The organism is Aureimonas glaciei (assembly GCF_014643375.1).
In the GTDB taxonomy this organism is placed as follows: Bacteria; Pseudomonadota; Alphaproteobacteria; order Rhizobiales; family Rhizobiaceae; genus Plantimonas; species Plantimonas glaciei.
This window is the reverse complement of record NZ_BMJJ01000006.1, coordinates 12,913-35,250: the sequence shown is the minus strand read 5'-3', so window position 1 is coordinate 35,250 and position 22,338 is coordinate 12,913. Positions and strand designations below refer to the sequence as shown.

The 22,338-nt window shown below is 66.5% G+C and carries 23 protein-coding genes and 3 tRNA genes; 11 read left to right on the top strand and 15 right to left on the bottom strand.

All coding sequences use genetic code 11. The features are described from left to right. Positions 1-33: 33 nt before the first annotated feature. On the bottom strand, positions 34-684 hold the full coding sequence (locus IEX88_RS13305; RefSeq protein WP_188851396.1) for a protein-L-isoaspartate O-methyltransferase family protein: 651 nt from the start codon (positions 682-684) through the stop codon (positions 34-36). Positions 685-927: 243 nt separating this feature from the next. On the opposite strand from IEX88_RS13305, the gene IEX88_RS13300 reads away from it, so the two are divergent. Then, on the top strand, positions 928-1,083 hold the full coding sequence (locus tag IEX88_RS13300; RefSeq protein WP_188851394.1) for a DUF1127 domain-containing protein: 156 nt from the start codon (positions 928-930) through the stop codon (positions 1,081-1,083). A gap of 160 nt (positions 1,084-1,243) precedes the next feature. On the opposite strand, the gene IEX88_RS13295 is transcribed toward IEX88_RS13300, so the two are convergent. Next, a complete protein-coding gene (locus tag IEX88_RS13295; protein WP_210319277.1) occupies positions 1,244-3,484 on the bottom strand; it encodes a putative bifunctional diguanylate cyclase/phosphodiesterase in 2,241 nt (746 codons plus the stop codon). A 107-nt stretch (positions 3,485-3,591) separates the two neighbouring features. Continuing rightward, a complete protein-coding gene (locus IEX88_RS13290; RefSeq protein ID WP_188851392.1) occupies positions 3,592-3,762 on the bottom strand; it encodes a hypothetical protein in 171 nt (56 codons plus the stop codon). Positions 3,763-3,839: 77 nt separating this feature from the next. Here IEX88_RS13290 and IEX88_RS13285 point away from each other — a divergent pair, with 77 nt between their 5' ends. Both IEX88_RS13285 and IEX88_RS13280 read left to right on the top strand, forming a co-directional pair. Then, complete coding sequence (locus IEX88_RS13285) at positions 3,840-4,004, top strand: hypothetical protein (RefSeq protein ID WP_188851390.1); 165 nt, start codon at positions 3,840-3,842, stop codon at positions 4,002-4,004. A gap of 373 nt (positions 4,005-4,377) precedes the next feature. Beyond that, positions 4,378-4,680 (top strand): DUF982 domain-containing protein, encoded by a 303-nt coding sequence (locus IEX88_RS13280; RefSeq protein ID WP_188851388.1) that lies wholly within the window; start codon positions 4,378-4,380, stop codon positions 4,678-4,680. Positions 4,681-5,096: 416 nt separating this feature from the next. Here IEX88_RS13280 and IEX88_RS13275 read toward each other — a convergent pair whose 3' ends face one another. Then, a complete protein-coding gene (locus tag IEX88_RS13275; RefSeq protein WP_188851386.1) occupies positions 5,097-5,948 on the bottom strand; it encodes an Ntn hydrolase family protein in 852 nt (283 codons plus the stop codon). Between the two features lie 261 nt (positions 5,949-6,209). Beyond that, positions 6,210-6,283 (bottom strand) — tRNA-Cys (locus tag IEX88_RS13270). Positions 6,284-6,514: 231 nt separating this feature from the next. Between IEX88_RS13270 and IEX88_RS13265 the strand changes: the two genes are divergently transcribed. Beyond that, complete coding sequence (locus tag IEX88_RS13265; RefSeq protein ID WP_188851384.1) at positions 6,515-6,694, top strand: hypothetical protein; 180 nt, start codon at positions 6,515-6,517, stop codon at positions 6,692-6,694. Positions 6,695-6,924: 230 nt separating this feature from the next. Here the strand turns inward: IEX88_RS13265 and IEX88_RS13260 are convergent, their stop codons facing one another. After that, entirely contained in the window at positions 6,925-7,290 is a 366-nt protein-coding gene (locus IEX88_RS13260; RefSeq protein WP_188851382.1) for an RcnB family protein, read from the bottom strand. 190 nt (positions 7,291-7,480) lie between these two features. Further along, entirely contained in the window at positions 7,481-7,822 is a 342-nt protein-coding gene (locus IEX88_RS13255; RefSeq protein ID WP_188851380.1) for a hypothetical protein, read from the bottom strand. Between the two features lie 178 nt (positions 7,823-8,000). On the opposite strand from IEX88_RS13255, the gene IEX88_RS13250 reads away from it, so the two are divergent. Then, positions 8,001-8,076: transfer RNA gene (locus tag IEX88_RS13250), tRNA-Asn, on the top strand. A gap of 144 nt (positions 8,077-8,220) precedes the next feature. On the opposite strand, the gene IEX88_RS13245 is transcribed toward IEX88_RS13250, so the two are convergent. The 3 genes from IEX88_RS13245 to ald form a co-directional block, all read right to left on the bottom strand. Beyond that, complete coding sequence (locus IEX88_RS13245) at positions 8,221-8,823, bottom strand: hypothetical protein (RefSeq protein ID WP_188851378.1); 603 nt, start codon at positions 8,821-8,823, stop codon at positions 8,221-8,223. A gap of 132 nt (positions 8,824-8,955) precedes the next feature. Next, the gene (locus IEX88_RS13240; protein WP_244640168.1) at positions 8,956-10,167 is read right to left on the bottom strand and encodes an acyltransferase family protein; all 1,212 of its coding nucleotides are present in this window, start codon (positions 10,165-10,167) and stop codon (positions 8,956-8,958) included. Between the two features lie 82 nt (positions 10,168-10,249). Next, on the bottom strand, positions 10,250-11,365 hold the full coding sequence (ald, locus tag IEX88_RS13235) for an alanine dehydrogenase (protein WP_188851376.1): 1,116 nt from the start codon (positions 11,363-11,365) through the stop codon (positions 10,250-10,252). A gap of 138 nt (positions 11,366-11,503) precedes the next feature. Between ald and IEX88_RS13230 the strand changes: the two genes are divergently transcribed. Then, entirely contained in the window at positions 11,504-12,499 is a 996-nt protein-coding gene (locus IEX88_RS13230; protein ID WP_244640166.1) for an alpha/beta hydrolase, read from the top strand. 100 nt (positions 12,500-12,599) lie between these two features. On the opposite strand, the gene IEX88_RS13225 is transcribed toward IEX88_RS13230, so the two are convergent. Further along, on the bottom strand, positions 12,600-12,836 hold the full coding sequence (locus IEX88_RS13225; RefSeq protein ID WP_188851372.1) for a YjiS-like domain-containing protein: 237 nt from the start codon (positions 12,834-12,836) through the stop codon (positions 12,600-12,602). An 82-nt stretch (positions 12,837-12,918) separates the two neighbouring features. Between IEX88_RS13225 and IEX88_RS13220 the strand changes: the two genes are divergently transcribed. Next, entirely contained in the window at positions 12,919-14,334 is a 1,416-nt protein-coding gene (locus IEX88_RS13220) for an aminotransferase-like domain-containing protein (RefSeq protein ID WP_188851370.1), read from the top strand. Positions 14,335-14,769: 435 nt separating this feature from the next. Here the strand turns inward: IEX88_RS13220 and ilvA are convergent, their stop codons facing one another. The 3 genes from ilvA to ade all read right to left on the bottom strand — a co-directional run bounded on the left by ilvA (position 14,770) and on the right by ade (position 18,961). Continuing rightward, entirely contained in the window at positions 14,770-16,032 is a 1,263-nt protein-coding gene (gene ilvA / locus IEX88_RS13215; RefSeq protein WP_188851368.1) for a threonine ammonia-lyase IlvA, read from the bottom strand. Between the two features lie 340 nt (positions 16,033-16,372). After that, positions 16,373-17,077 carry a hypothetical protein gene (locus IEX88_RS13210; protein WP_188851366.1) on the bottom strand — a complete coding sequence of 235 codons (705 nt, stop codon included), beginning with the start codon at positions 17,075-17,077 and terminating at the stop codon, positions 16,373-16,375. Between the two features lie 81 nt (positions 17,078-17,158). Continuing rightward, the gene (gene ade / locus IEX88_RS13205) at positions 17,159-18,961 is read right to left on the bottom strand and encodes an adenine deaminase (protein ID WP_188851363.1); all 1,803 of its coding nucleotides are present in this window, start codon (positions 18,959-18,961) and stop codon (positions 17,159-17,161) included. A 160-nt stretch (positions 18,962-19,121) separates the two neighbouring features. On the opposite strand from ade, the gene IEX88_RS13200 reads away from it, so the two are divergent. Then, positions 19,122-19,206 (top strand) — tRNA-Leu (locus tag IEX88_RS13200). A gap of 567 nt (positions 19,207-19,773) precedes the next feature. Next, positions 19,774-20,001 carry a hypothetical protein gene (locus IEX88_RS13195; RefSeq protein WP_188851361.1) on the top strand — a complete coding sequence of 76 codons (228 nt, stop codon included), beginning with the start codon at positions 19,774-19,776 and terminating at the stop codon, positions 19,999-20,001. A gap of 175 nt (positions 20,002-20,176) precedes the next feature. Here the strand turns inward: IEX88_RS13195 and wrbA are convergent, their stop codons facing one another. Beyond that, positions 20,177-20,776 (bottom strand): NAD(P)H:quinone oxidoreductase, encoded by a 600-nt coding sequence (gene wrbA / locus IEX88_RS13190; RefSeq protein WP_188851359.1) that lies wholly within the window; start codon positions 20,774-20,776, stop codon positions 20,177-20,179. 244 nt (positions 20,777-21,020) lie between these two features. Between wrbA and IEX88_RS13185 the strand changes: the two genes are divergently transcribed. Both IEX88_RS13185 and gpt read left to right on the top strand, forming a co-directional pair. Next, a complete protein-coding gene (locus IEX88_RS13185) occupies positions 21,021-21,767 on the top strand; it encodes a competence/damage-inducible protein A (RefSeq protein WP_244640164.1) in 747 nt (248 codons plus the stop codon). A 70-nt stretch (positions 21,768-21,837) separates the two neighbouring features. Further along, complete coding sequence (gene gpt / locus IEX88_RS13180; protein ID WP_188851357.1) at positions 21,838-22,335, top strand: xanthine phosphoribosyltransferase; 498 nt, start codon at positions 21,838-21,840, stop codon at positions 22,333-22,335. Positions 22,336-22,338: the final 3 nt, after the last annotated feature.

Genomic DNA, 22,338 nt, shown 5'->3' with positions numbered 1-22,338 from the left:
ACGACAGGGTGAGTGTGACCGGAAACAAACACCTTAGAAGGTAAATGTCGGAACTTGCGCGAACCCGGCGAGCGATTTGACGCTGCAATTGAAGGCCGGACGGCGAGAGATGACGCCCTCCTCGTTGAGGTAGACGACGGCGAAGCCGGCATTGCCGTGACCCTCGACGACGATCAGCCGCCCGCCATCCGCCAATTGCCCGACGAGCGCCTTCGGCACGCTGTCGACAGCGCCCTCGACGAGAATGACGTCGTAGGGCGCGCGGTCGGCGCATCCCTCGGCGAGCGCGCCTTCGGCGACGGTGCAATTGCCGGCAGCCACTGCGGCCAGATTGTCGCGCGCCGCGACGGCCAGATCGGGGTTCGATTCCAGGGCCACGACCGATCCCGCCAGCCGGCTGAGGATCGCCGCCGAATAGGCCGTCCCGCATCCGACGACGAGAACCCTGTCATCCGGCCCGATGCCAGCCAATTGCACGAGCCTGGCAAAGGGCGAAGCCTCCATCAGAAAGCGCCCCTCGCCCAGCGGCAGATCGCCATCGATATAAGCGAGATCGCGGCGCGCTTCCGGCACGAAACGCTCGCGCGGCACAGCGAGAAAGGAGCGCAGGATCCGCAGATCGGTCACGTCGGTCGTGCGGATCTGGTTGTCGACCATCTTGGTACGAGCGGCTTCGAAATCCATGGCGGCTTCCGGTCCTTCCTTAGTCGCGATGCACGTCCATTAGTCGGCCCCTTCGCAGCGCGCAAGGCGGCAACCGGAAAGCCCACCGCCCCGCTCACAACTCCATTACGGAAGGCCTAACGGCATGCCTGAGCAATCCATGCTCAATCTGCATAACTCCTGTGCAGCAATTGCGCTGCTAATAGGCAGAGCAAGGACGTATATGACCGTCATCAAACAACGCTTTTTGAGAAAGCACCCCCGATGTTCGCCCGCCTCGCTGCCCGCCTGAAGAACTACCGCTCCCACCAGCGCACCGTCAGCCTCCTGTCGCAGATGGAGGATCGCCAGCTCCAGGATATCGGCCTGGTGCGCGGCGACATCGAGTCGGTCGTGCGCAACGGTCGCCTGCATTTCTAAAACGGTCGGATATTCCGACGGCCAAAGCCGCGACGCCTTCCGGGCGCCGCGGCTTTTTGCTGTCGGGATTCGCGGTGGCTGAACGGCGACCGCCATCACGGGCGATGGCGCCATCCCCGGCCGGTTGTGACCCGCGACCGGTCCGGACGCGAGGCAAGGGTCAGGCGACCCGTCTCTTCCCGGCATCCCCGGCAGCCAGGGCCGCGGTGAAGGCGTCGGCCGGCATCGGCTTGCCGAACAGATAGCCCTGCCCTTCGGCGCAGAAGGGCCGCATCAGAGCGTGCTGCTCGGCGGTCTCGATGCCCTCGGCGATCACTTCCAGGTCGAACGTCGCCGCCAGTCTCGAGATCGCGTCGACGATGGCCACGTCGCGCGCCCCGCATCCCGGCCCGCTGACAAAGGAGCGGTCGATCTTCAGGCGCGAGACGGGAAAGTCCTTCAGCATGGTCAGCGAGGCGTAGCCGGTGCCGTAGTCGTCGAACGCGATGCCGACGCCCATGGACCGCAACCCGTCCAGCACGGAGGTGATTCTTGCTTCGTTGCCGAGGATGGTGTTCTCGGTGATCTCCAGCTCCAGCCCCTCCGGCGCGAGGCCGGACCGATCGAGCGCCAGGCCGACGACATCGAGCAGGTCGCCGGTCTTGAACTGCACCGCGAACAGATTGACCCCGATGCGGAAGCCGGGACAGGCCCGTCGCCACTCCGCTGCCTGCCGGCAGGCCTCGCCGAGGATCCATTCGGACACGGGAATCGCCAGGAGGCTCTGCTCCAGCGTGCACAGGAAGGCGCCCGGCGCCACCACGCCCTGCTGCGGGTGGTTCCAGCGGATCAGCGCCTCGGCGCCCACGATCGCGGCATCCGACAGCCGCACCTGCGGCTGGTAGTAAAGCTCGAACTCGCCGCGCTCCCAGGCCTGTCGCAAGCCCGAGCTGATCGACGCCCTGGATTGCGCGACGGGACGCAGCTCCTGCGTGAAAAGCCGGACCCGGCTCCGGCCGTCCTGCTTGGCGCGATAGAGGGCGAGGTCGGCGTCCGCCAGCAAGGCCTCGGCCGCCCACTCGGCGCCGGTGGTCGTTGCCAGGCCGGCACTGGCGCCGATGTACACGCTGCGGTCGCCGATCTCGATCGGGCGCTCGATGTCGGCGATGACGCGCCGGCCGAATTCAAGGCTCGCCATGAGGTCGCCCGTCTTTTCGGCGACGACGACGAACTCGTCCCCGCCGAGGCGGCAGACGAGACGGTCGGGGCCGGCCATGGCGGCGATGCGGGTGGCCACGGCCTTCAGCACCGCATCCCCCGCGGCATGGCCGAGGCTATCGTTGACGTCCTTGAAGCCGTCGAGATCCAGCATCAGGAGATCGACCGACCGTCCGGACGCGCTCCTGTCGGCCAGTTGCCGGAAGAGCGAAGCCCGATTGGCGAGGCCCGTCAGGTTGTCGAAGTCGGCAGCCCGCTGCAGCTGTTCCTCGACGGCGACGCGCTCGGTGATGTCGCGCGCGATCGCGCCGAAACGATGCTGGCCGGCCTCGGTCCAGTGCGACAGCGACAGCTCGATCGGAAATTCCGTGCCGTCCCGGCGACAGGCCGGAACCCGCACCAGCGAGCCGACGAGCTTGTGGGCTCCCCCCGACGCGACGCGGCGGATACCCGCCTCGTGCATCGCCCGCATGGCGGGCGGGACGATGATGCTCAGCGACCGTCCGATGGCTTCCGTGGCGGTGTAGCCGAACATGCGCTCGGCCGCCCCGTTCCAGGAGAGGATGGTGTTGGCGCCGTCGGCGCAGATGATCGCATCCACCGACAGGCCGGCGACGGCATCGAAGCGCTTGCGCCCGTCGGCCTCGGCCAGGGCCAGCCGCCGCGCTTCGAGACGCTCCATCACCATGTCGGCGAGATCGGCGAGCGCGAGGCAGTCGGCCTGCGTCATGTCGTGGCGCGCGACGGTGTCCTGGATGCACAGGGCGCCGATCACGTGCCCCTCCGGCGAGACCAGCGGCGCCCCTGCATAAAAGCGGGCGTACGGCGGACCGGTGACGAGCGGGGAATGGCGGAAGCGGTCGTCGAGGGTCGCGTCGGGAACCACGAGGACGTCGCGGGACAGGATCGTGTGCGTGCAGAAGGAGCCGGCGCGCGAGGAGCCGCAGGCGGAAAGGCCGGCGCGGGCCTTGAAGAACTGCCGGTCGGCCGCGACGAAGGAGACCATCGCCATGGGAACGCCGAAGCTGCGTCTGGCCAGCCCGACGATCGCATCGAAGCCCGGCTCGGCCTCGGTTCCCATCACCGCATAGGATTGAAGCGCCACCAGCCGCTCCGGTTCGTCGGGGGGGATGGGATAGCTTCCCGGGTCGACCATCACATCATCCTTGCCGTCGACGGGCATCGTGCCGCGCCTGGTTTGCATGGCTCCGGTGCCCTGGTCGGCGGCACCATCGGTTGCAGTCGCAGTCCGGAACAGTTTCCCAGCAAGGCGTCTCGGTCCGGACCGCCCCACCGGATCCGGCAGGCGCCTCATTGGTGCACCCCAAAACTTACCAAGTTGATGAAAACACAACCCGTTCTTTCCACCGCCCGCAGCCGCAAGGACATCGCGCCAAAGCCGATCGCCCATCGTCCGGCCGGAATCGAAATGGGTCCGTTCGCGCGCACCGGCGGGAACCCGAGCCGGTAGTCGCCGTTCATGGACGATGGAATCGACGCCTCCAGAAGCTTCCGATCTCGCTACAACGTTCATCCGGGAATGCGCCAGGAACCGGGCGATGAGCGCCCTCGCGCAGATCCAGAATCAGGAGGCGGCCGAGACGGCGCGTCTCCTCCTCGCGCTGGGCTTGCTGCAGCAGCGCCTGAGCGGTCCCCTCGGTCGGCCCTGCAGGACACCGGAACGAGCGATCCACGACCAGCCGGACCCGACCCTCGATCGATAACGACATTGTCATCGACGCGACGCGTTCCGACACTGGTTCGGAGCGCTCCGCCCGACGTGCCACCCCCATGGGACGGGCGACCTATTTCCTTGGGACTGAACTTTCGGCGCCCTGCGCTGCCATTTCCCGCATTGCCGAGGCCTCTGCCGGATCGGGTCAGGCTCGGCGGGCTCCGACTGGATGCCGAGGGGCGGCGCCCCGGTGACGTCGAACTAACCTCTCTGGCCCGCTCCCGTCCGTCGGCCGACGCGATGCCTCAGCCTCGATCCAACTTTTTTCAGCGACGCCGTTGAAAGACCCGCCGTGCCTCCCAAGATTTTTTTCGCGGCGGCCGCGATCGCCGCGCCCTTCGTCAAACCCATGGGAGAAAGGCATGGAAAACAATGTCTTCGATCAGCCGGTCTGGGTCTATTCGGGGCTCAACATTCCCTTCGCTCTCCAGAATGCTGCGCAGGCGCACTCCTTTCTCCTGGATTCGCCGGGGCAGCTTCGCGGCATTGGCTATTCTGGCGCGGTGAATGCCTGCCTGGCGGCCCTGAGGGGCGAAGTCGACGCCCAGACGGCGCGCGCTGCCCTCGTCGCCTACGCCAGACGCAACGGCATCCTGATGCCGGACGCCGACGACCTCGTCGCCGCCGCCGCAATGGCCCGGCGCACGACCGGCGCGTCCGCCTGACGGCACCGCGACGGCACTGCCTGTCGCCCGCTCGTTGCCGGCCGGCCCTGTCGATGGGGCCGGCTTGTGCAGCACGCCCCCCGTCCCTGCGGTGCCGGAACGCGCGAGCGCGGCGTCGCGGCTCGGCGCACGGACACCTGCGACGACCGGCATGCTGATGGTCGCGGCGATGCTGTTCGTCTAGGCCGCATTCACGCGCGTATGATTGCGGCGATCAGAATCGTGCGGCTCGTTAAGCGAAGCGAAGGTTCTGAAGCGAATGTGGCCCTAGGGACGATTGCTTAACTTTGCCGTCGTCTTCTCGCACTGCGTAGCTTCCGGGCTTCGAGGGTTGGTAGTCGTAGGCGGGCATCGGCAGATCCCGAGCCGGTCCTTTTTGGGCGTCACCCGCGGTAGAGCGCTCGATCTTAACGGTTCTAGACATGTCCGGTCTCCAACGGGTTGAGATGCGTCGCGTAGAAATGCTTGCGCGCAATCCATTTAAAGCCCTCGTAACGGGTCACGACGGCAATGTCAGTATCACCGCCAACGATATCGGCGCCCGGTAGGAACCGGAAAAAACGCTTCGTCGTGTCGACTAAAAAATCTGCCAGGTCGATTGCGTCCCTCACGGGCATATTTGTCAGAACGAGCGGACGAGCTAAGTGATCCTTGAAAGACTGCATCGCCGTCAACACGTCGTCGTCACCAAGCCCCCCAGCGCGCAGACAGTCCTCGATAGCCGGATCGAAACCCAAGATAAGCCTGTTGATCGGCGCCGGTTGGCCCCCCCAAACCAGTTTGGTCTCTCCGTCAGAAACGATCCTTTCGGGCGGTGGGCACTCTCCGTTGATGATTGCCACCTTCCAGACCTCGTGCCCCATATCCAGATCGGATGAATACCCGCCTATCCAGAACTCCATCGATGAACCCAGGGGCGGATTCGGCAAGGAACCGAAACGGTCCTCAAAAATGAACCGCCGCGCTTTCTCCGCGATTTCCTCAATAGAATAGTTGGAGGGATCCACATGGAAATCGCCTTGCTCGGTAATAAGCTTTCGCAGACGTTTCGCGATCGTAGCGATAGACTCGCGGCCGATATTTCCCATCCCACAGGTCATCGCGCAGATCGGCAGGGCCTTGTGTAGATTGTATACCTTATCCCCATTTTGATATACACTTAGGATGCGGTCTTCACCGGTTTGGGGATCTACCGTTACTATACTGGCGGCGCTATCAGCGGCGAATACCAGGCAGTCATTAACTGCTACTGCAACACATACCGTCATCGTTGTCTCCCTTAATCAAGAGGGTGACGATTCGTCATGTGAGTCAATCCATGGTGGAACCGTATCAGCGGATGGCCTCAGCTTCACACAACCGTCAATATCGGCAGCTGTTCTCCGTCACTGCCATGTCGCATGGAATCGCCGACCCTCAACGGAAAGCCTTGGAATCCAGTGGTACTGAGTGCGACATGGACACGACATGGAAGCTCTACAAAAGAGTGCCACCCGCCCATAATAGCCTGATTTTGCTATGGCAAACGTTGGAGGCCTCGCCCGGAATCGAACCGGGATGCAAGGATTTGCAGTCCTCTGCGTAACCACTCCGCCACGAGGCCTCAACCGGGCTGTACCTACTGTGGCGCGGGTTTGAGTGCAAGAGGTTTGGATTGACGTCGGCGAAATTGGCGGGGATCGCTGGGGGCCTGGCCGCCGGAGGATCGCGTCGGTGCTTTGCGCGCTCGAAACGGGCGGCGATGACGGGGCCTGCCGCTTGACGTCCTCGGCCCTCCCGCGTCACAGCAGGGCGAAAGGGCGCGGTCGGCGTGCCCGGTGCTCAGGAGACGGCGATGGCCTTCAAGACACCGCGCGAGGCGGAGGCGGAGAAGAAGATCGCGGAACGCGGCTGGAAGCGCGACAAGAAGACCGGCCTGTGGAAGTGTTTTCGCGCGCCCGACCGTGGCCGCCTCTGGAGCGGCACCGCCGTCGAGCTGGCGGCGACCTTCGAAACGCCGGACACGCCGCGCTGAGGGACGGCGCCGTCGGCCGATCCCTTTCGGCCTGACGGCTCCACCTTTGGTTCCAGCGCCGATGCTGCCTGCCCGATTCCGCACTCCGTCATGGACTGCCGAGGACCGCTCCCGCGTTGCGGCGTTCAGTTGAGAGGTGGGCTAAAACGAAAAGCGGCACGGCCGTCCGAGGACAGCCATGCCGCATGTGCCAGTCCTCGCCCGCAAGCGAGCGAGGGGGTCCGACCGGGTTAGCGGGCGACGATGACGCTGGCGATCAGGCCGTTGGCAATGGTGACCAGCAGATAGTCGTTGTTATAGCGCACCCACCGCTGGCCGCGGCCCGGCGCGCGCAGGCCGTACTGGCGATAGTTGCTGACATTGCGCCCACCATTCCGATAGCGGCCGCCGCGCTTCAGACGCTGTACTGCCCGGCGATCCTGGCGAAGCTCCTTGCGATCCTGGCGCAGTTCGCGCTTGTCCTGGCGAAGTTCCTTGCGGTCCTGGCGCAGTTCGCGCTGCTGCTCGTGGCGGCTCTGGGCCGAGGCCGAGGCCGCCGTCAGAACGGGCGATGCCAGGAACAGCATGGCCACGGCCGTGAGAAGGGTCTTTTTCATCGTCGTCTTCCTTGCCTGGGCACCGCGCGTCGCGGCGCCCTTCGATCAGTCAGGCTTAACGTCTCACCGATGAATGCCGGATGAGCGCCACATGACATTTCGGACAGGTCGGCATGGGGCCCGTGCAGGGCCGACGCTTCCGCGACGCGCCGGGTCGCGGACGAAGCCTCCAGGGAGGATGACGCCAAAGTCAGCGGAAGGGCCGGCGGGCCACTTCGCGTGAACTGAGCGCCGTGGAAGCCTTCAGCGCCCGGCGGCGGGCCTGCCAGCGGCTGTAGCGCACCTGGCCGCGCCGCCGCCAGCGGCGCACGATGGCGATGTCCATGGACAGGATGAAGAAGCCCAGCGGCAGCATCCACGCGCCGAACACCGGCAGGATGGCGAGGCACCCGCCCACCAGGAAGCCGCAACCGATGCCGATGCGGGCCCAGCGCGACTGCGGCAGCGCGATCTTGCGGCCGAACACCTCCAGGGCCCGTCCCCTCAGGCTGAAGAATCGCGATTTCCCGGAACCCGCTGCATCCTGCACCATCCGATTCTTCTTTCCTGCGCCGTGTTTCTGCCCTGCCGCAGCACATGGGCCCCCATCATGGAGAGAAAAAGGCCCTTTGCGGCAGGCGTTTACGAAAGAAAGCGCATTTTTGGCGACAAGCCTCTTTGCAAGAGGCGATCGAGCTTGCTATAGGCAGCGGCGCGTCAGTGACGCCTGTTCCCCGATAGCTCAGTTGGTAGAGCGCGCGACTGTTAATCGCTAGGTCGTAGGTTCGAGTCCTACTCGGGGAGCCATTCTACCCTTCAATGCACCGGATGCGCTCGGCTTTTGACGTCGTCAGAGGCTGCGTCACACCGGGCCCACCCAGGCTTCGAGCCGACGTCGCCGTCGAGGGCCGACGCTGCGGCGCGCCTGCCCGCCGTCTATCCCTGCTCTTTTCAGGCTCGTGCTTCGGCAGCGACGGTCGAGCGCATCGGCCAAGCCGGTTTCGCAGAAATTTTGCGGCCTTCCGGGATGCAGAACGCCTCTTCATCCGTGTGTCCGAAAGAGGAAACGCGGGCCGCGGCGACCTGCGGAATTCCAGAGGCGTCGCGCCCGTTGCCGCCCAGCGGGCGGTCCCGGCCGCGTGTCGACACGTCGCGGCTTCCGCAGTGCGCAGCAGCGCCGCTCCATGCTCTGAGCGACTGGCCGAAGGGAGCCTCCTGCCTTATCGGGTGTTGTACCAAACAGCTGGTGCCATGATGATGAAACGGAAATGCCATGCGTTCCACGGCCCTTAAGATCACCCTCCTCGGCGCCCTTCTTTCAGGATGCGCCACAGGCATGCCTGCCGGGTTGAGTTTGACATCCACCGGCACGGCGCAGACGTCGCTGCCGCCGCCGCCCGCACCGCCCGCGCCGGAGCCCATCCTCGCCGCGGCCAGCCGGGAATCCGCTCCGCGGCCGACCCGAACCACACCGGCGCGTCGGTTGCCGATCACCGAGCGCGTCAAAAGCCTGGAATGCACGCCGGCCCGGCTGGAGAACGGAAAGCGGTACAAGGCCGTCTGCCGCTAGCCGCAGCGCTAGCAGGCCGCCATGTCCGCACGCCGTGGTCCGACACGGGCCGCGGTGCCAAATGAAAGATCCGACGACCGACCGCCTTCAGGCTTCGACAGTCGTTCAAGCGCCTTTCAGACAGCCAGTCGCGCGGGCGGCGCGATATGGGCCCAGTCCGGCCGCTGGAACAGAAAGGCTCCGACGCCGGTGCGCCGCACCGCTAGGTACACGAGGACGGGGGCGACGAGGGAAACGACGAGAACCGCCATGCTGAGCGGACCGGTCTCCGTCAGAATCCCACTGGACAGCATCAACTCGCGAAAGAGCGACATGGGGATCGTGAAGGAGACATAGATCACCAGGGAATGCTCACCCAGCCAGCGCAGCCAGTCCATGGAGGGCAATTCGGCCAGCAAGGCACCGGCCACGCAGAGCGCGATGGCGCCGATCAGCGCGAGCGCCAGATGGACCGGCGGGAAGGCAGCGAGGTAGCCCATCGTCATGTGCATCGGCTCGACGACGAAACCCGGCGAAAACACCAGCACGCCGTTGAGGCCCAACCAGACGACCAGCCCGCCCAGCGCCAAAGCCGGCCGGGGTTCCGCCCCTTCCACGATCCGGAAGACGAGCGGTGCCGCGACGGCGCCGACGTAGAAGAACACGAAGTAGGCGGCGAACTGGGTCACCACGTAGCTGGGGGACTGAAGGGCGGACATCTGCGCCACAGCCGACATAATGAGGATCGCCGCCGGCGGCAGAGCGATTTGCCGCAGAAGCTTCGCCACGAGACTGAAGACGGCCAGCATGTAGATGAACCAAAGCACGCCGTAAGGCTGCACCGTCGCTTTGGCGATCTGCTGAAGCATGCCCGCCGCGTCGCCCTGGACGATCCCGACCTTGAGCACGATGTCGATCACCATCCAGAGCCCATAAAAATACAGATAGTGGATCACGCGGCGGTCAGCATAGATGCGCCATGGCCGGTCGATCACCCTCGACAAGAACAGTCCGGCGATCAGGAAAAATTCCGGCATCCGGAACGGCGTCGCAAAGCCGATGACGTAATGCAGAAACCCCGTCCCGCCAGTATATTCCCCGGTGTTGTAGGCGGCGTACATCATGACGACCAGGACGATGGAGATCCCTTTCGCCACATCGATCCAGGCCATTCGGGAGCGTTCAGCCATATCCGTCCTCCAACGCACCGATGTTCTGTTGATGGCGATCGTTTCTGACGGGCAGCGTTCCACGAATTGGTAATGAAAGGGTGGAGAGAGGCGCCGGCGCCTGATCGGCTGGCTGCCGGTGGCGCAGCAGCGCGGAGGGACCTGAAGGCCGCGCGCCATCGCCGACATTCTCCCGAACGACGCGCCGGTGCGAGGCGGGGATCGAGCGTCCGCGCCTCGCACCGGACTTTCGGTCCGATGTTTACTTCGCCAGTGCGTCCTGCGGCTCGACCATGTCGCGGCCGAGCGAGTCGGCGACGGCGCGGTTGGTGACCTGGCCGCGGTGCACGTTGAGGCCGCGCATCAGATGCGGATCGCGGCTCAGCGCATCGAGGCCATGATCGGCGAGTGCCAGGCCGAAGGGCAGCGTGGCGTTGTTGAGCGCGTGGGTAGAGGTCACCGGCACCGCGCCCGGCATGTTCGCGACGCAGTAGTGCACGATTCCGTCGACCTCAAAGGTCGGCTCGGCATGGGTGGTGGCGTGCGAGGTCTCGAAGCACCCGCCCTGGTCGATGGCGACGTCGACGAGGACGGCGCCCTTCTTCATGCCGGCCAGCATCGCCCGCGTCACGAGTTTCGGCGCCGAAGCGCCGGGAATCAGCACCGCACCGATCACCGCATCGGCCGAAAACACTTCCGCCTCGATCGCCGCGAGCGTGGAATAGCGGGTGTGGACGCGGCCGGCGAAGAGGTCGTCGAGATCGCGCAGGCGCTGGATCGAGCGATCGAGGATGGTGACGTCGGCGCCGAGGCCGATCGCCATCTTCGCCGCCTCCTTGCCGACGACACCGCCGCCGATGATGGTGACCTTGGCCGGCGCCACGCCCGGCACGCCGCCGAGCAGGATGCCGCGGCCGCCATGCGCCTTTTCCAGCGCCGTCGCCGCCGCCTGGATCGACAGGCGTCCCGCGACTTCCGACATCGGCGCCAGCAGCGGCAGGCCGCCGCGCGCGTCCGTTACCGTCTCGTAGGCGATGGCGCTGACGCCCGAGGCCAGGAGCCCCTCCGTCTGCGCCGGATCGGGCGCGAGGTGGAGATAGGTGTAGAGGATCTGTCCTTCGCGCAGCTGCACCCATTCGTGCGGCTGCGGCTCTTTCACCTTCACCACCATGTCGCTGCCGGAAAAGACGGCCTCGGCGCTGGCCGCAATGGTCGCGCCGGCGGCGCGGTAGTCGGCATCGGTCGCGCCGATGCCGAGGCCGGCCCCGGTCTCGACGAGGACGCTGTGGCCGTGCGTGACGTATTCGCGCACCGCGCCGGGCGTCAGCCCGACCCGGTATTCGTGGTTCTTGATTTCCTTTGGACATCCGACGCGCACGCTGGTCTCCCGCTGGCAGAATCACCCGCCAATATGCGCTCCTCCCCGGCATTATCGAGAGCGGACGCGCATCCGTGTTTGAACGCGGGGACAAACCGGCTAAGTCAGGGTCTTCCGATCTCTCCCTGCGGACCGGCCGTGATCCTGCGCATCAGCCTCGTCATCCTGTTTCTTCTGGTCCTCGGCGGCGCCGCCGTCTGGCTCCTGGCGCCGCGCGAGCCGGTGGACCTGACCGTCACCTTCGATCCCGCCGTCATCGGCGACGATCCCGGCGCCTATCTGGCGCGGGCCGAGGCGGACGTGCCCAATCTAAGGCCCGCGGACACCAAGGAGATCGTCTGGGCCTATCCCGCCTCGCGCGCCAAGACGCCGCTGGCGATCGTCTATGTCCACGGTTTCTCGGCGTCGAAGGAAGAGATGCGTCCGGTACCGGACGAAGTGGCCAGCGCGCTCGGCGCCAATCTCTTCTTCACCCGCCTCTCCGGCCATGGCCGCGACGGCACGGCGCTCGGCCGCACCAACGTCAACGAATGGCTGAACGATCTCGCCGAGGCGATCGCCATCGGCCGCACGATCGGCGAGCGCGTCGTGGTGATCGCGACCTCGACCGGCGGAACGCTGGCGACGCTCGGTGCGACCCGGCCGGGCCTGATGGACGATGTCGCCGGCCTCGTCCTGGTCTCGCCGAATTACCGCCTGCTCGACCGCTATGCCTTTGCGCTCGAGCTGCCCTTCGCGCGCAAGATCGGCCCGTGGCTGCTCGGCGAGGAGCGTAGCTTCGACCCGGTGAACGACGCGCAGGCGTCGCACTGGACGACGCGCTACCCGCTCGTTTCGCTGCTGCCGATGGGCGCGCTGATCCGCGCGGTGCGCAACCTCGATGTCGGGACGATCACCCTCCCCGCCCTCTTCCTCGTCTCGCCAGCCGACACGATCGTCGATCCCGCCGCCACCGAGGACGTCGCCGCCCGTTGGGGCGGGCCTCACACGCTGGTGCAGGTACCGGTGACGGGGGATCCGAACAACCACGTGCTCGCCGGACGGATCCTGTCGCCGGCGACGAGCGCGGAGATCGCCACCCGCATCACCGAGTGGATCGCCGCCCTGCCCGGCGTTGCCGCCGCCCAGCCCTAGCGCGACCGGCAAAGATCGGGCCGGATGGCAGCGACGCCGTCGGCACGGCACCGAAACAAACGCGACGCGTTCGCCACGATCCGCCAGAATTTCAAGGCCGTCAGCCCCCACCAAAACCCCGACGCGCCTCGGCAGCGGCCTCTCGGCGGGTGAGGCCGATATCCCGGAGCTGCGCATCGGACAGCTCCAAGAGCTGGCGTCGGCTGCGGTAAAGAGCCGAGCCACGGCTCAGCGCCTGCTGCCAGCGAAGGGCGAAGGCCTTGAGCGCCAACACCCTTCGCGCGACGCGGGAGGACAAAGCCAATATTGTCTCCCCATGATCGACATTGACGCTCATATTGAACCCCTAAAACTTGGCTGACTGCGAGACAATCTCTAGAATTGACGGGCGCGTCCTGGCAATATAGTTCATTGTTCCCATGACAATATGGACACCCCAGCCGCGCGAAGGCGATGGACCTTATTATGCGCGCCTCGCCGACGCGATCGAAGCCGCCATGGTCGACGGTACGCTGGCGCCGGCAGCGAAACTGCCGCCCCAGCGCCATCTGGCCTTCGATCTTGGGGTGACAATCGGCACCGTCGGCCGCGCCTATGGCCTGCTGCGCGAGCGCGGCCTCGTCAGCGGCGAGATCGGGCGCGGCACCTATGTGATGGCGCGGGCCGAAGGCGGGCCGCTCCGCGCCTCGGCGCCGATCCTGCCGGATTTCGGCGGCACGCGGCTGCACGATGCCCCGCCCGACAAATTGCGTTTCGATTCGACCGCGGCGCCCGACATCGGCCAGGGCGCGGTGATCGGCGAAATCTTCGCCTCGGTCGCCGCCGACCATCCCCTGCACATCGCCAGCTACTCGCGCACCCACCATCAGGACTGGCTCGATGCTGGCGCCGCCTGGCTCGAGCGCAATGGCTGGCGGTCGGCGCCCGAGGACATCGTGCCGACGCACGGCGCGCATGCCGCGGCGCTCGCCGTCATTGCCGCCGTCACCGCGCCCGGCGACCGCGTCGCCTTCGAGACGCTGACCTACAGCCAGCTCAGCCGCAGCACGCGCCTGATCGGCCGGCGCATCGCGCCAGTCGAAACCGACGAGGGCGGCATGGTGCCGGAGGATTTCGAGCGCGTCTGCGCCCAGCAGCACCCAAAAGTCGCCTTCCTCATCCCGACGGCGCACAATCCGACGCTGACCATCATGGACGAGAGCCGGCGGCAGGCGATCGCGCAAATCGCCCGCCGGCACGACGTCTGGCTGATCGAGGACGACATCTATGGCGGCGTCTCGGGCGATCCGACGCCGCTCATCGCCAGCCTCGCGCCGGAGCGCACCTTCGTCGTCGGCGGCCTGTCGAAGGCGGTGGCGGCCGGCGTGCGCGGCGGCTGGGTCGCCTGCCCGCCGCATCTCAGCCAGCGCGTGAAGGTCACGCACAAGATGACGACGGGCGGCCTGTCCTTCATCCTCACCGAGGCGGCGGCGCGGCTCGTCCTGTCCGGCGCGGCGCGGGACATCAGCCGGCGGACGGTGGCCGAGGCGACCGCGCGCGAGGCGATCGCGCGCGCCGTGTTCGCCGGACACGACTTCCGCTCGCATCCGAACGTGCCCTTCCTCTGGCTGAAGCTGCCGGAAGTCTGGCTGTCCGGCACCTTCCGCAACGCCGCGCTCGCCGACGGTCTCCTGATCGACGACGAGGACGAGTACAAGTCGGCGCGCATGGACCGCAGCTATCACCGCGTGCGCATCGCCTTCTCCTCCTCGCAGCGGGCAACGGTAAAGGACGGCCTGGAACGCCTCCGCCGCCTGCTCGACAGCGGCGTCGCCGGGTATGACGCGGAGACGTGAGGGGGCGGCTGAGGAAGGCTTTCTTCTCCCCTCCGGGGAGAAGGTCGCGGCAGCGGGATGAGGGGAGCGCCGTCGGCGATCGTCCTGACCCGCCGACCCCTCATCCGGCGCTTCGCGCCACCTTCTCCCCCAAGGGGAGAAGAATGGCGTCCCGTCCTGTGATGCGATGCGATGCGCGAAAACGCGCTCAGACCAACAGATCGGCTATGATCTGGTTGGTGGTGATGTCCTGGTCGAGAGACGGTTAGCCCGGGCGGCTGAGGAAGCGTTTCTTCTCCCCTCCGGGGAGAAGGTCGCGGCAGCGGGATGAGGGGAGCGCGGCGGGTGATCGTCCTGACGCGCCGGCCCCTCATCCGGCGCTTCGCGCCATTCTTCTCCCCCAAGGGGAGAAGAATGGCGCCCCGTCCTGTGATGCGATGCACGAAAACCGCGCGCTCAGATCAGGAGATCGGCCATGATCTGATTGTCGGTGATGTCCTGATAGCGAATGCCGTTCGTCTCGAAGCGCTCGAAGATCGCGGCAAAATTTTCCGGCGCCTTGGTCTCGATGCCGAGAAGGATGGAGCCGAAGTCGCGGGCGGATTTTTTCAGGTATTCGAAGCGAGCGATGTCGTCGTCGGGGCCGAGCAAAGCCAGGAAGTCGCGCAAAGCCCCGGGGCGCTGGGCGAGGCGCAGGATGAAGTATTTCTTCAGCCCCTCGTAGCGCAGCGCCCGCTCCTTCACGTCGGGTAGACGCTCGAAGTCGAAGTTGGAGCCGGAGACGACGAGCACGACCGTCTTGCCGCGCACTTCATTGCCGAGCGAGCGCAGCGCGTCGATGGCGAGGGCGCCGGCGGGTTCGAGCACGATGCCCTCGATGTTCAGCATTTCCAGCATGGTCTGGCAAAGGCGGCCCTCGGGCGAGAGCACGACCTTGCCCGGATCGGCATGGCGCAGCGTGGCGAAGGGGATGTGGCCGATCTCGGCGACGGCGGCGCCGTCGACGAAACCGTCGAGCTGCGGCAGGCGGACGAGCTTGCCGGCCAGCAGGCTGGTCTGCAGGCTCGGCGCGCCGAGCGGCTCGACATAGCGGATATCCGGGCGGCGGTGGTGCGGCGACTCGTCAAAATAGCGGGTGACGCCCGAGGACAGGCCGCCGCCGCCGACCGGCAGGATGATCATGTCCGGCGCCTCGCCGCCGAGCTGCTGGATCATCTCGAGGGCGACGCTGGCCTGGCCCTCGATGATGTCCTCATGATCGAAGGGCGGCACCATGGCGGCGCCCGAGGACGCGGAATAGGCCTTGGCCGCGGCATAGCAGTCGTCGAAGAAATCGCCGACGAGCTCGATCTCGATGGCGTCGCCGCCGAAGATTCGGGTCTTCTGGATTTTCTGCTGCGGCGTCGTCACCGGCATGAAGATGCGGCCCTTCAGACCGAAATGCCGGCAGGCGAAGGCAAAACCCTGCGCGTGGTTGCCGGCCGAGGCGCAGCAGAAGGACGCGGTCTCGGCGCCCGATTCCAGGTGCTTACGCATGAAGGTGAAGGCGCCGCGGATCTTGTAGGAGCGCACGGGCGTCAGGTCTTCGCGCTTCAGGTAGATGCGCGCGCCGTATTTCGCCGAAAGATGCTCGTTCAGCTGCAAGGGCGTTGCCGGGAAGAGCTGGCGCAATGCTTCTTCCGCACGGGCGACGCGGGACGTGAATTCTGTCGTGGTCATATCGGGTCTTGTCGTCTGGGGAGACGGCTTGGCCGGTCCCGGGAAGATGATGCGCCACGGCCAAAGCCTGCGGCGCGGCATGCGGGGATCATCACGGACGATCCGCCGCGAACCGGAAGCACGAGGGATGAAGCGGATAAAGCCGCTTCAGGCCTAGCGTGCGCCGGCGCCGATAATGAGGGACGCGGCTCCGCAGATCGATGTCGAAAATGCCATCATACGCCCCTCTCCTCGCCGGTTGAATGATTGCACAGCCATCGACCAAACCGCCCGCTTTGTAAAGCCGGGCGGCTGAAAGCCGGGAGACCGTGTTTCCCTCGACCGGTGCGAGAGTTCGGGGCTACTGCACGGGACTGCAGCGGGTTTCGCCGGTCTTCGAGGTCTTGCCGGTCGCCGGGTCGAAGCGCATCTCGGTGTCGATCGCCGCCGCGCCGAAGTCGGCCATAAGCGAGGCATAATCCGGACAGTTCTTGTCCGTCGCCTCGCCTGTCCGCTGCCAGTAGACGAGCCCCTCCGGGCCGAACTCGACGATCTCGCCGGCCTTGACCGAGAGGACCTCGGCGCCCGTCTGGATGTCGTAGAGCAGAAGGTCGATGGTCGGCCCGGTCGAGTTGGTCAAGAGCATGCGGTCCTGCTGCACGTCCTCGAAATGCAGCGCGGTCGTCGCGTCGCCGATCGCGACATCGCCCTCGCGCTTTTCCAGAGCGCAGTCGGTCGCTGGATCGCCTTCGGCTGCACGGATGACGAAGCGGTCGCCCGATCCGTCCGTCGCCGAGGTCGTGAGGATCGCCCGTCCGTCGGCAAAGCGGCAGGCCATCGACCTCTCGCCGGCATAGACGTCGCTGTCGCGCATATCGGCGCGGCAATCCTTGGCGAGATCGCCGGTGGCGTCGCGCAGGGCGAACTCGTAAACGGAGGGATCGGGGATGGCGCGCCCGAGCAGCACCTTGTCGCCGGCCAGCTGGCAGATGAAGGCGGGCGACTCCGCCCGGGCCCCGGACAAAGCGGCGCCCAGAATGACAGTGCACAGCAGCCAACGACGCATCACTTGCTCCCGATCGGATCGGCAACGGTCCGGCACCCCACGCGCCCGGCCCGCGCGCGCCAAGTGATAGTCGAGGGACGATCAGACGAAAAGATCGACGATCTCGAATCGGTCGACGTCAACGAGCCCCTTGTCGGAGATCCGCAGCGAGGGGATCACCACCAGCGCCAGCAGCGAATGCTGCATATAGGCGTTGTTGAGCCGGCAGCCGGCTTCCTGCATCGCGGCGATGAGCCGGTCGGCCTTCTCGGCGACGATCTCCGCCCGCTCGTCCGACATCAGCCCGGCGATCGGCATCTCGATCACCGCCTTCTCCTCGCCGTCCGCGAAAAACACCACGCCGCCGCCGACGGCGCCCAGCCGGTTGGCGGCGAGCGCCATGGTTTCGCGGTCGGTGCCGACGACGATCATGTGGTGGCTGTCATGGGCGACGGTCGAGGCCATGGCCATGCGGCCGCGATAGCCGAAGCCGGAAACGAAGGCGTTGGTGACGTCGCCGCTGGCGCGGTGCCGCTCGACCAGCGCGATATGGGCGACGCCCTGGTCCTCGTCGGCCTCGACCAGCCCGTCGCGGACGGAAAGCGTCGCCGTCAGCGCCTTGGTTGGCGCCTGGTTCTCGACGACGCCGATGACCCGCACCGTCGCGGCATTGGCTCCCTCGGGCGCGGCGACCGCGAAGTCGGCGGCGGAAAGCTGCTTGCCGAGACGGACGGTCCCCTTGGCCTCGGCCGGATAGGGATAGGCCGGCAGGTCGGCGACGAGCGTGCCGCCCTCGGCCATCAGCACGCCGCGGGCATAGACCGCGTCGATGGTGAGCTCGGCGAGGTTCGAGACCAGCAGGAAATCGGCGCGGCGGCCGGGGGCGATCGAGCCGATCTCGCGGGCGAGGCCAAAATGCTCGGCGGTGTTCAGCGTCGCCATCTGGATGGCTGTTATCGGCTTCAGCCCCTGCCGGATGGCGTGGCGCACGACGCGGTCCATGTGGCCGTCGCGCACCAGCGTGCCGGAATGACAGTCGTCGGTGCACAGGATGAAGTGGCGCGGGTCGAGGCCCATTTCGGTGACAGCGCGGATCTGGCTGGCGACGTCATACCAGGCCGAGCCGAGGCGCAGCATCGCCTTCATGCCCTGGCGCACGCGCGCGGCGGCGTCCTCCATGCGCGTGCCCTCGTGATCGTCCTCCGGCCCGCCGGCGACATAGCCGTGGAAGGGAAGGCCGAGATCGGGCGAGGCGTAGTGGCCGCCGACGGTCTTGCCGGCTCGGCGGGTCGCTTCGATGGCGCCGGTCATCACGGGATCATTGGCGACGACGCCGGGAAAGTTCATGACCTCGCCGAGGCCGATGATCCCCGGCCAGGCCATGGCCTCGGCGATCTCGGCGGCGCCGAGTTCCGCCCCGCCCTCCTCCAGCCCCGGCGCCGACGGCACGCAGGAGGGCATCTGCACCCAGACATTGACCGGCTGCACCATCGCCTCGTCGTGCATCAGCCGGACGCCGGCGAGGCCGAGGACATTGGCGATCTCGTGCGGATCGATGAACATCGAGGTGGTGCCGTGCGGGATGACGGCGCGGCAGAATTCCGTCACCGTCACCATGCCGCTCTCGACATGCATGTGCGCGTCGCAGAGGCCGGGCACGAGAAAACGGCCGGCGGCATCGACGACGATGGTGTCCGGCCCGATCGCGTGGCGGGCGTCCGGCCCGCAATAAGCGAAGCGCCCGTCCTTCACGGCGATGTCGGTGCCGGCGATCATCTCGCCCGAATGCACGTTCGCCCAGATCCCGTTGCGCACCACGAGGTCCGCCGGCCGCCGCCCGGTCGCGGCATCGACGAGAGCGGGGGCAGCACCGGCAAAGGCGGAAAGCGGTGGTCGGTGGGTCATGGCAAACTCTCGCTCGGGCATGGCGCAACAGTCGTCCAAAGGCGGCCCCCAGGGCAAGCCCCAAGGCTGGCCGGAATCACCATCGCAGCGGCGCCCGCCCCTCGCCGCGCGGCAGGCCGATCTTGCAATCTGCCGCGTCTGGCTTAGGACAGCGGGGCGTGCGGACGTGGCGGAATTGGTATACGCAGCAGACTTAAAATCTGTCGCCTTCGGGATTACGGGTTCAAGTCCCGTCGTCCGCACCAAACCTCGGTCACCCTGGTGGCCGACGGCATGGACAGGAACAAGCGAACTGCCGTCATGGCGGGAAGTCCGCGCCGTCATTGCGATGAGAGGCGACCGCGTCGCGCCGTGTCAGCGAGGCGCGTTGGCGTTCCCCCGCGGGCAGCCGCCTGGGCGCCCCCCATGGTTAGGGGTGCAGAGAGCAGGCGGCGAAACGTGAAGGCGGGCTTTCGCAGCACCGGACGCAGCGACAAATGGCGCAGCGTCCGCGCGGTTTCGCAGGAGCGTAAGAGCGCGGATCAAACGATCTTTCCCGAAAGCCGGAAGCCATCTCTCGGGACCATGCTCTCGGGGAGACGACCGAACACGGCCGCCCCGGCCGCCGGCCCATCGCCGACGCCCGCGGCTCCACCATCTGGCGTTGTCCCCGCGGGAAGTCGCCATGATGGGTTACAAACATGACTATCCTTTAATGATCATCTATTATTAACTAATTTTTTATTTCTTTCTGCCGATGCGCTTTGCAGTAGATTCTGGCCGGAAATCCGGTAGAATCTTTGGCGAGGAAGCATCTTTGCGGCGAGGTTGGAATGACGCCTTTCAGAGACGATCGCACCCGCTTGTCATATCGGCAGGCCCCTCGGACACCAGAGGGTCGGTTCGATCTCTGGCTGGGAGACGCCCCGTCTCTCGAAGATGTCGCCGACGGCATGCTGCATCGCCTGAAGCGCCAGAACTCGGCGCTGGAGCAGCTGAAACAGGCCCTCGACGAGAACCTTGCCGAAGCACCGAGGACGCACAAGGACGCCTGTCTCTAAAGCCGCCTGCCGTCGATCGGCGCTGCCAGGGCAGCGACCCGCCTGCCCTTCCAGACCCGCGGGCCTGCCGCATTCCAGACTGAGGAAACCAGCCGCGCAGCGTCCAGGGACACCGCGCGGCTTGTCGATGGCCACTGTCGGCCGGCCGTTTCAAGCAGCCGCGTCAGGCAGCTGGTCAGCCCGCCAGCTTGGCGGCGATCTCGGCGATGTGCTTGCCTTGGAAACGGGCGCCGTCGAGCTCGTTCTCGCTCGGCTGGCGCGAGCCGTCGCCATTGGCGATGGTGGTGGCGCCATAGGGCGAACCGCCGGTGATCTCGTCGTTGCGCATCTGGCCGGCGAAGGAATAGGGCAGGCCGACGATGACGAGGCCGTGGTGCAGCAGCGTCTTGTGGATGGAATGAAGGGTCGACTCGTTGCCACCGTGCTGGGTCGCGCTCGAGGAGAAGGCACCGCCCACCTTGCCGATCAGCGCGCCGTTGAACCAGAGCCCGCCGGTGCGGTCCCAGAACGCGCCCATCTGCGAGGACATGTTGCCGTAGCGGGTCGGCGCGCCGACGATGATGGCGTCGTAATTCTTTAGATCGTCGGGCTGCGCCTCGGGGAAATCGTGGTCTACCTTGAAATGCGCGGCGGCGACGACCTCGGGCGGCGCCGTTTCGGGCACGCGCTTGATGTCGACCTCGGCGCCGGCGCTCGCCGCGCCCTCGGCCACGGCTTTCGCCATGGTCTCGATATGACCGTAGCTCGAATAGTAGAGTACCAGCACTTTTGCCATGGGTGAGCCCTTTTGCCTCGTGGGTCCCGGTCTGCGGGAATGCGGTCATGAGACAGGTGCCGGGGCCCTTTGAAAAGGCCCGTTGGCCCGGACGCACCGTCCACCCTGCCGGGACAGTGGCCCGGGCCCTTCGCCGCTTGCCTTTTCCCGGGAATGCGCGATGTAGTCAGTCGAACAAACGGCCGGCCCATGCCGGCGGAGACCCGCCTTCGGCAAGGTCTGTCGATGCGACGAGGTCGAGACGATGCAACTGCCTTCCACCCCCACCACGGCCGCCATGCTCGCGATCGGCGACGAGATCCTGTCGGGACGCACCAAGGACAAGAACATCGGCCATCTCGCCGACGTCCTGACCATGGCCGGAATCGACCTGAAGGAGGTGCGCATCATCGGCGACGATCCGCACCTCATCGCCGACACGCTGAACACGCTGCGCCGCAACTATGATTTCGTCTTCACCTCGGGCGGCATCGGCCCGACGCATGACGACGTGACGGCCGAGGCCGTGGCGGCGGCCTTTTCGCTGCCGCTGATCGAGCACCCGGAGGCCGTGGCGCGGCTCACGGCCTATTACGAGGGGCGCAACCTTCCCTTCACCGAGGCGCGCCGCCGGATGACGCGCACGCCGGAAGGCGCCAGCCTCGTCGACAACCCGGTCTCGATGGCGCCGGGCTTTCGCGTCGACAACGTCTTCGTCTTCGCCGGCGTGCCCGCCGTCTTCGAGGCGATGCTCGGCAATGCGCTGTCGCAGCTCCCCGCCGGCCAGGCGATCGCCAGCGTCAGCGTCGAATGCCCGTTCGGCGAGGGCGACATCGGCGATCCGCTCGCGGCGATCCAGAAACTGCATCCCGGCGTCGCCATCGGCTCCTATCCCCGCTTCGACGGCCAGCGCTACTCGACGCAGATCGTTCTGCGTTCGCGCGATGCGGAAAAGCTCGCCACGGCGACGGCGGCGGTAGAAGCGCTGATGGCGGTGATGTCGGGAAGGTGACGCTCGGCTTGCCCGAACGGCCGTCCCGGTCTATCGGCATGGCTCCAATGCCCCTTCGCTGGAGTCTGCCATGTCGGCCGCCGAAAAATCCTTCCCGGTCTCCTGGGAACAGTTCCACCGCGACGCGCGGGCCCTCGCCTGGCGGCTGGCCGGCGTCCGGCCGGAATGGAAAGCCATCGTCTGCATCACCCGCGGCGGGCTCGTCCCGGCGGCGATCATCTCGCGCGAACTCGGCATCAGGCTGATCGAGACGGTCTGCATCGCCTCCTATCACGACTATGCCGAGCAGGGCGAGCTGATGGTGCTGAAGGAGATCAGCCCGGAGCTGGTCGAGGAGGACGGCGAGGGCATTCTCATCGTCGACGACCTCACCGATACCGGCAAGACCGCAAGCCTCGTGCGCGCCATGCTGCCCAAGGCGCATTTTGCCACCGTCTATGCCAAGCCGAAAGGCCGCTCGCTCGTCGACACCTTCATCACCGAAGTGTCGCAGGATACCTGGATCTATTTCCCCTGGGACCTCGGCCTCACCTTCCAGGCGCCGATCGGCAAGGGCACCGCGGGCTGAAGC

Excerpts from the sequence above, each read along its gene's own strand:
- IEX88_RS13305 (WP_188851396.1), bottom strand. The coding sequence starts at position 684 with ATGGATTTCGAAGCCGCTCGTACCAAGATGGTCGACAACCAGATCCGC.
- IEX88_RS13300 (WP_188851394.1), top strand. The coding sequence starts at position 928 with ATGTTCGCCCGCCTCGCTGCCCGCCTGAAGAACTACCGCTCCCACCAG.
- IEX88_RS13295 (WP_210319277.1), bottom strand. The coding sequence starts at position 3,484 with ATGCAAACCAGGCGCGGCACGATGCCCGTCGACGGCAAGGATGATGTG.
- IEX88_RS13290 (WP_188851392.1), bottom strand. The coding sequence starts at position 3,762 with ATGAACGGCGACTACCGGCTCGGGTTCCCGCCGGTGCGCGCGAACGGA.
- IEX88_RS13285 (WP_188851390.1), top strand. The coding sequence starts at position 3,840 with ATGAGCGCCCTCGCGCAGATCCAGAATCAGGAGGCGGCCGAGACGGCG.
- IEX88_RS13280 (WP_188851388.1), top strand. The coding sequence starts at position 4,378 with ATGGAAAACAATGTCTTCGATCAGCCGGTCTGGGTCTATTCGGGGCTC.
- IEX88_RS13275 (WP_188851386.1), bottom strand. The coding sequence starts at position 5,948 with ATGACGGTATGTGTTGCAGTAGCAGTTAATGACTGCCTGGTATTCGCC.
- IEX88_RS13265 (WP_188851384.1), top strand. The coding sequence starts at position 6,515 with ATGGCCTTCAAGACACCGCGCGAGGCGGAGGCGGAGAAGAAGATCGCG.
- IEX88_RS13260 (WP_188851382.1), bottom strand. The coding sequence starts at position 7,290 with ATGAAAAAGACCCTTCTCACGGCCGTGGCCATGCTGTTCCTGGCATCG.
- IEX88_RS13255 (WP_188851380.1), bottom strand. The coding sequence starts at position 7,822 with ATGGTGCAGGATGCAGCGGGTTCCGGGAAATCGCGATTCTTCAGCCTG.
- IEX88_RS13240 (WP_244640168.1), bottom strand. The coding sequence starts at position 10,167 with ATGGCGCGCGGCCTTCAGGTCCCTCCGCGCTGCTGCGCCACCGGCAGC.
- IEX88_RS13225 (WP_188851372.1), bottom strand. The coding sequence starts at position 12,836 with ATGAGCGTCAATGTCGATCATGGGGAGACAATATTGGCTTTGTCCTCC.
- IEX88_RS13220 (WP_188851370.1), top strand. The coding sequence starts at position 12,919 with ATGACAATATGGACACCCCAGCCGCGCGAAGGCGATGGACCTTATTAT.
- ilvA (WP_188851368.1), bottom strand. The coding sequence starts at position 16,032 with ATGACCACGACAGAATTCACGTCCCGCGTCGCCCGTGCGGAAGAAGCA.
- IEX88_RS13210 (WP_188851366.1), bottom strand. The coding sequence starts at position 17,077 with ATGCGTCGTTGGCTGCTGTGCACTGTCATTCTGGGCGCCGCTTTGTCC.
- ade (WP_188851363.1), bottom strand. The coding sequence starts at position 18,961 with ATGACCCACCGACCACCGCTTTCCGCCTTTGCCGGTGCTGCCCCCGCT.
- IEX88_RS13195 (WP_188851361.1), top strand. The coding sequence starts at position 19,774 with ATGACGCCTTTCAGAGACGATCGCACCCGCTTGTCATATCGGCAGGCC.
- wrbA (WP_188851359.1), bottom strand. The coding sequence starts at position 20,776 with ATGGCAAAAGTGCTGGTACTCTACTATTCGAGCTACGGTCATATCGAG.
- IEX88_RS13185 (WP_244640164.1), top strand. The coding sequence starts at position 21,021 with ATGCAACTGCCTTCCACCCCCACCACGGCCGCCATGCTCGCGATCGGC.
- gpt (WP_188851357.1), top strand. The coding sequence starts at position 21,838 with ATGTCGGCCGCCGAAAAATCCTTCCCGGTCTCCTGGGAACAGTTCCAC.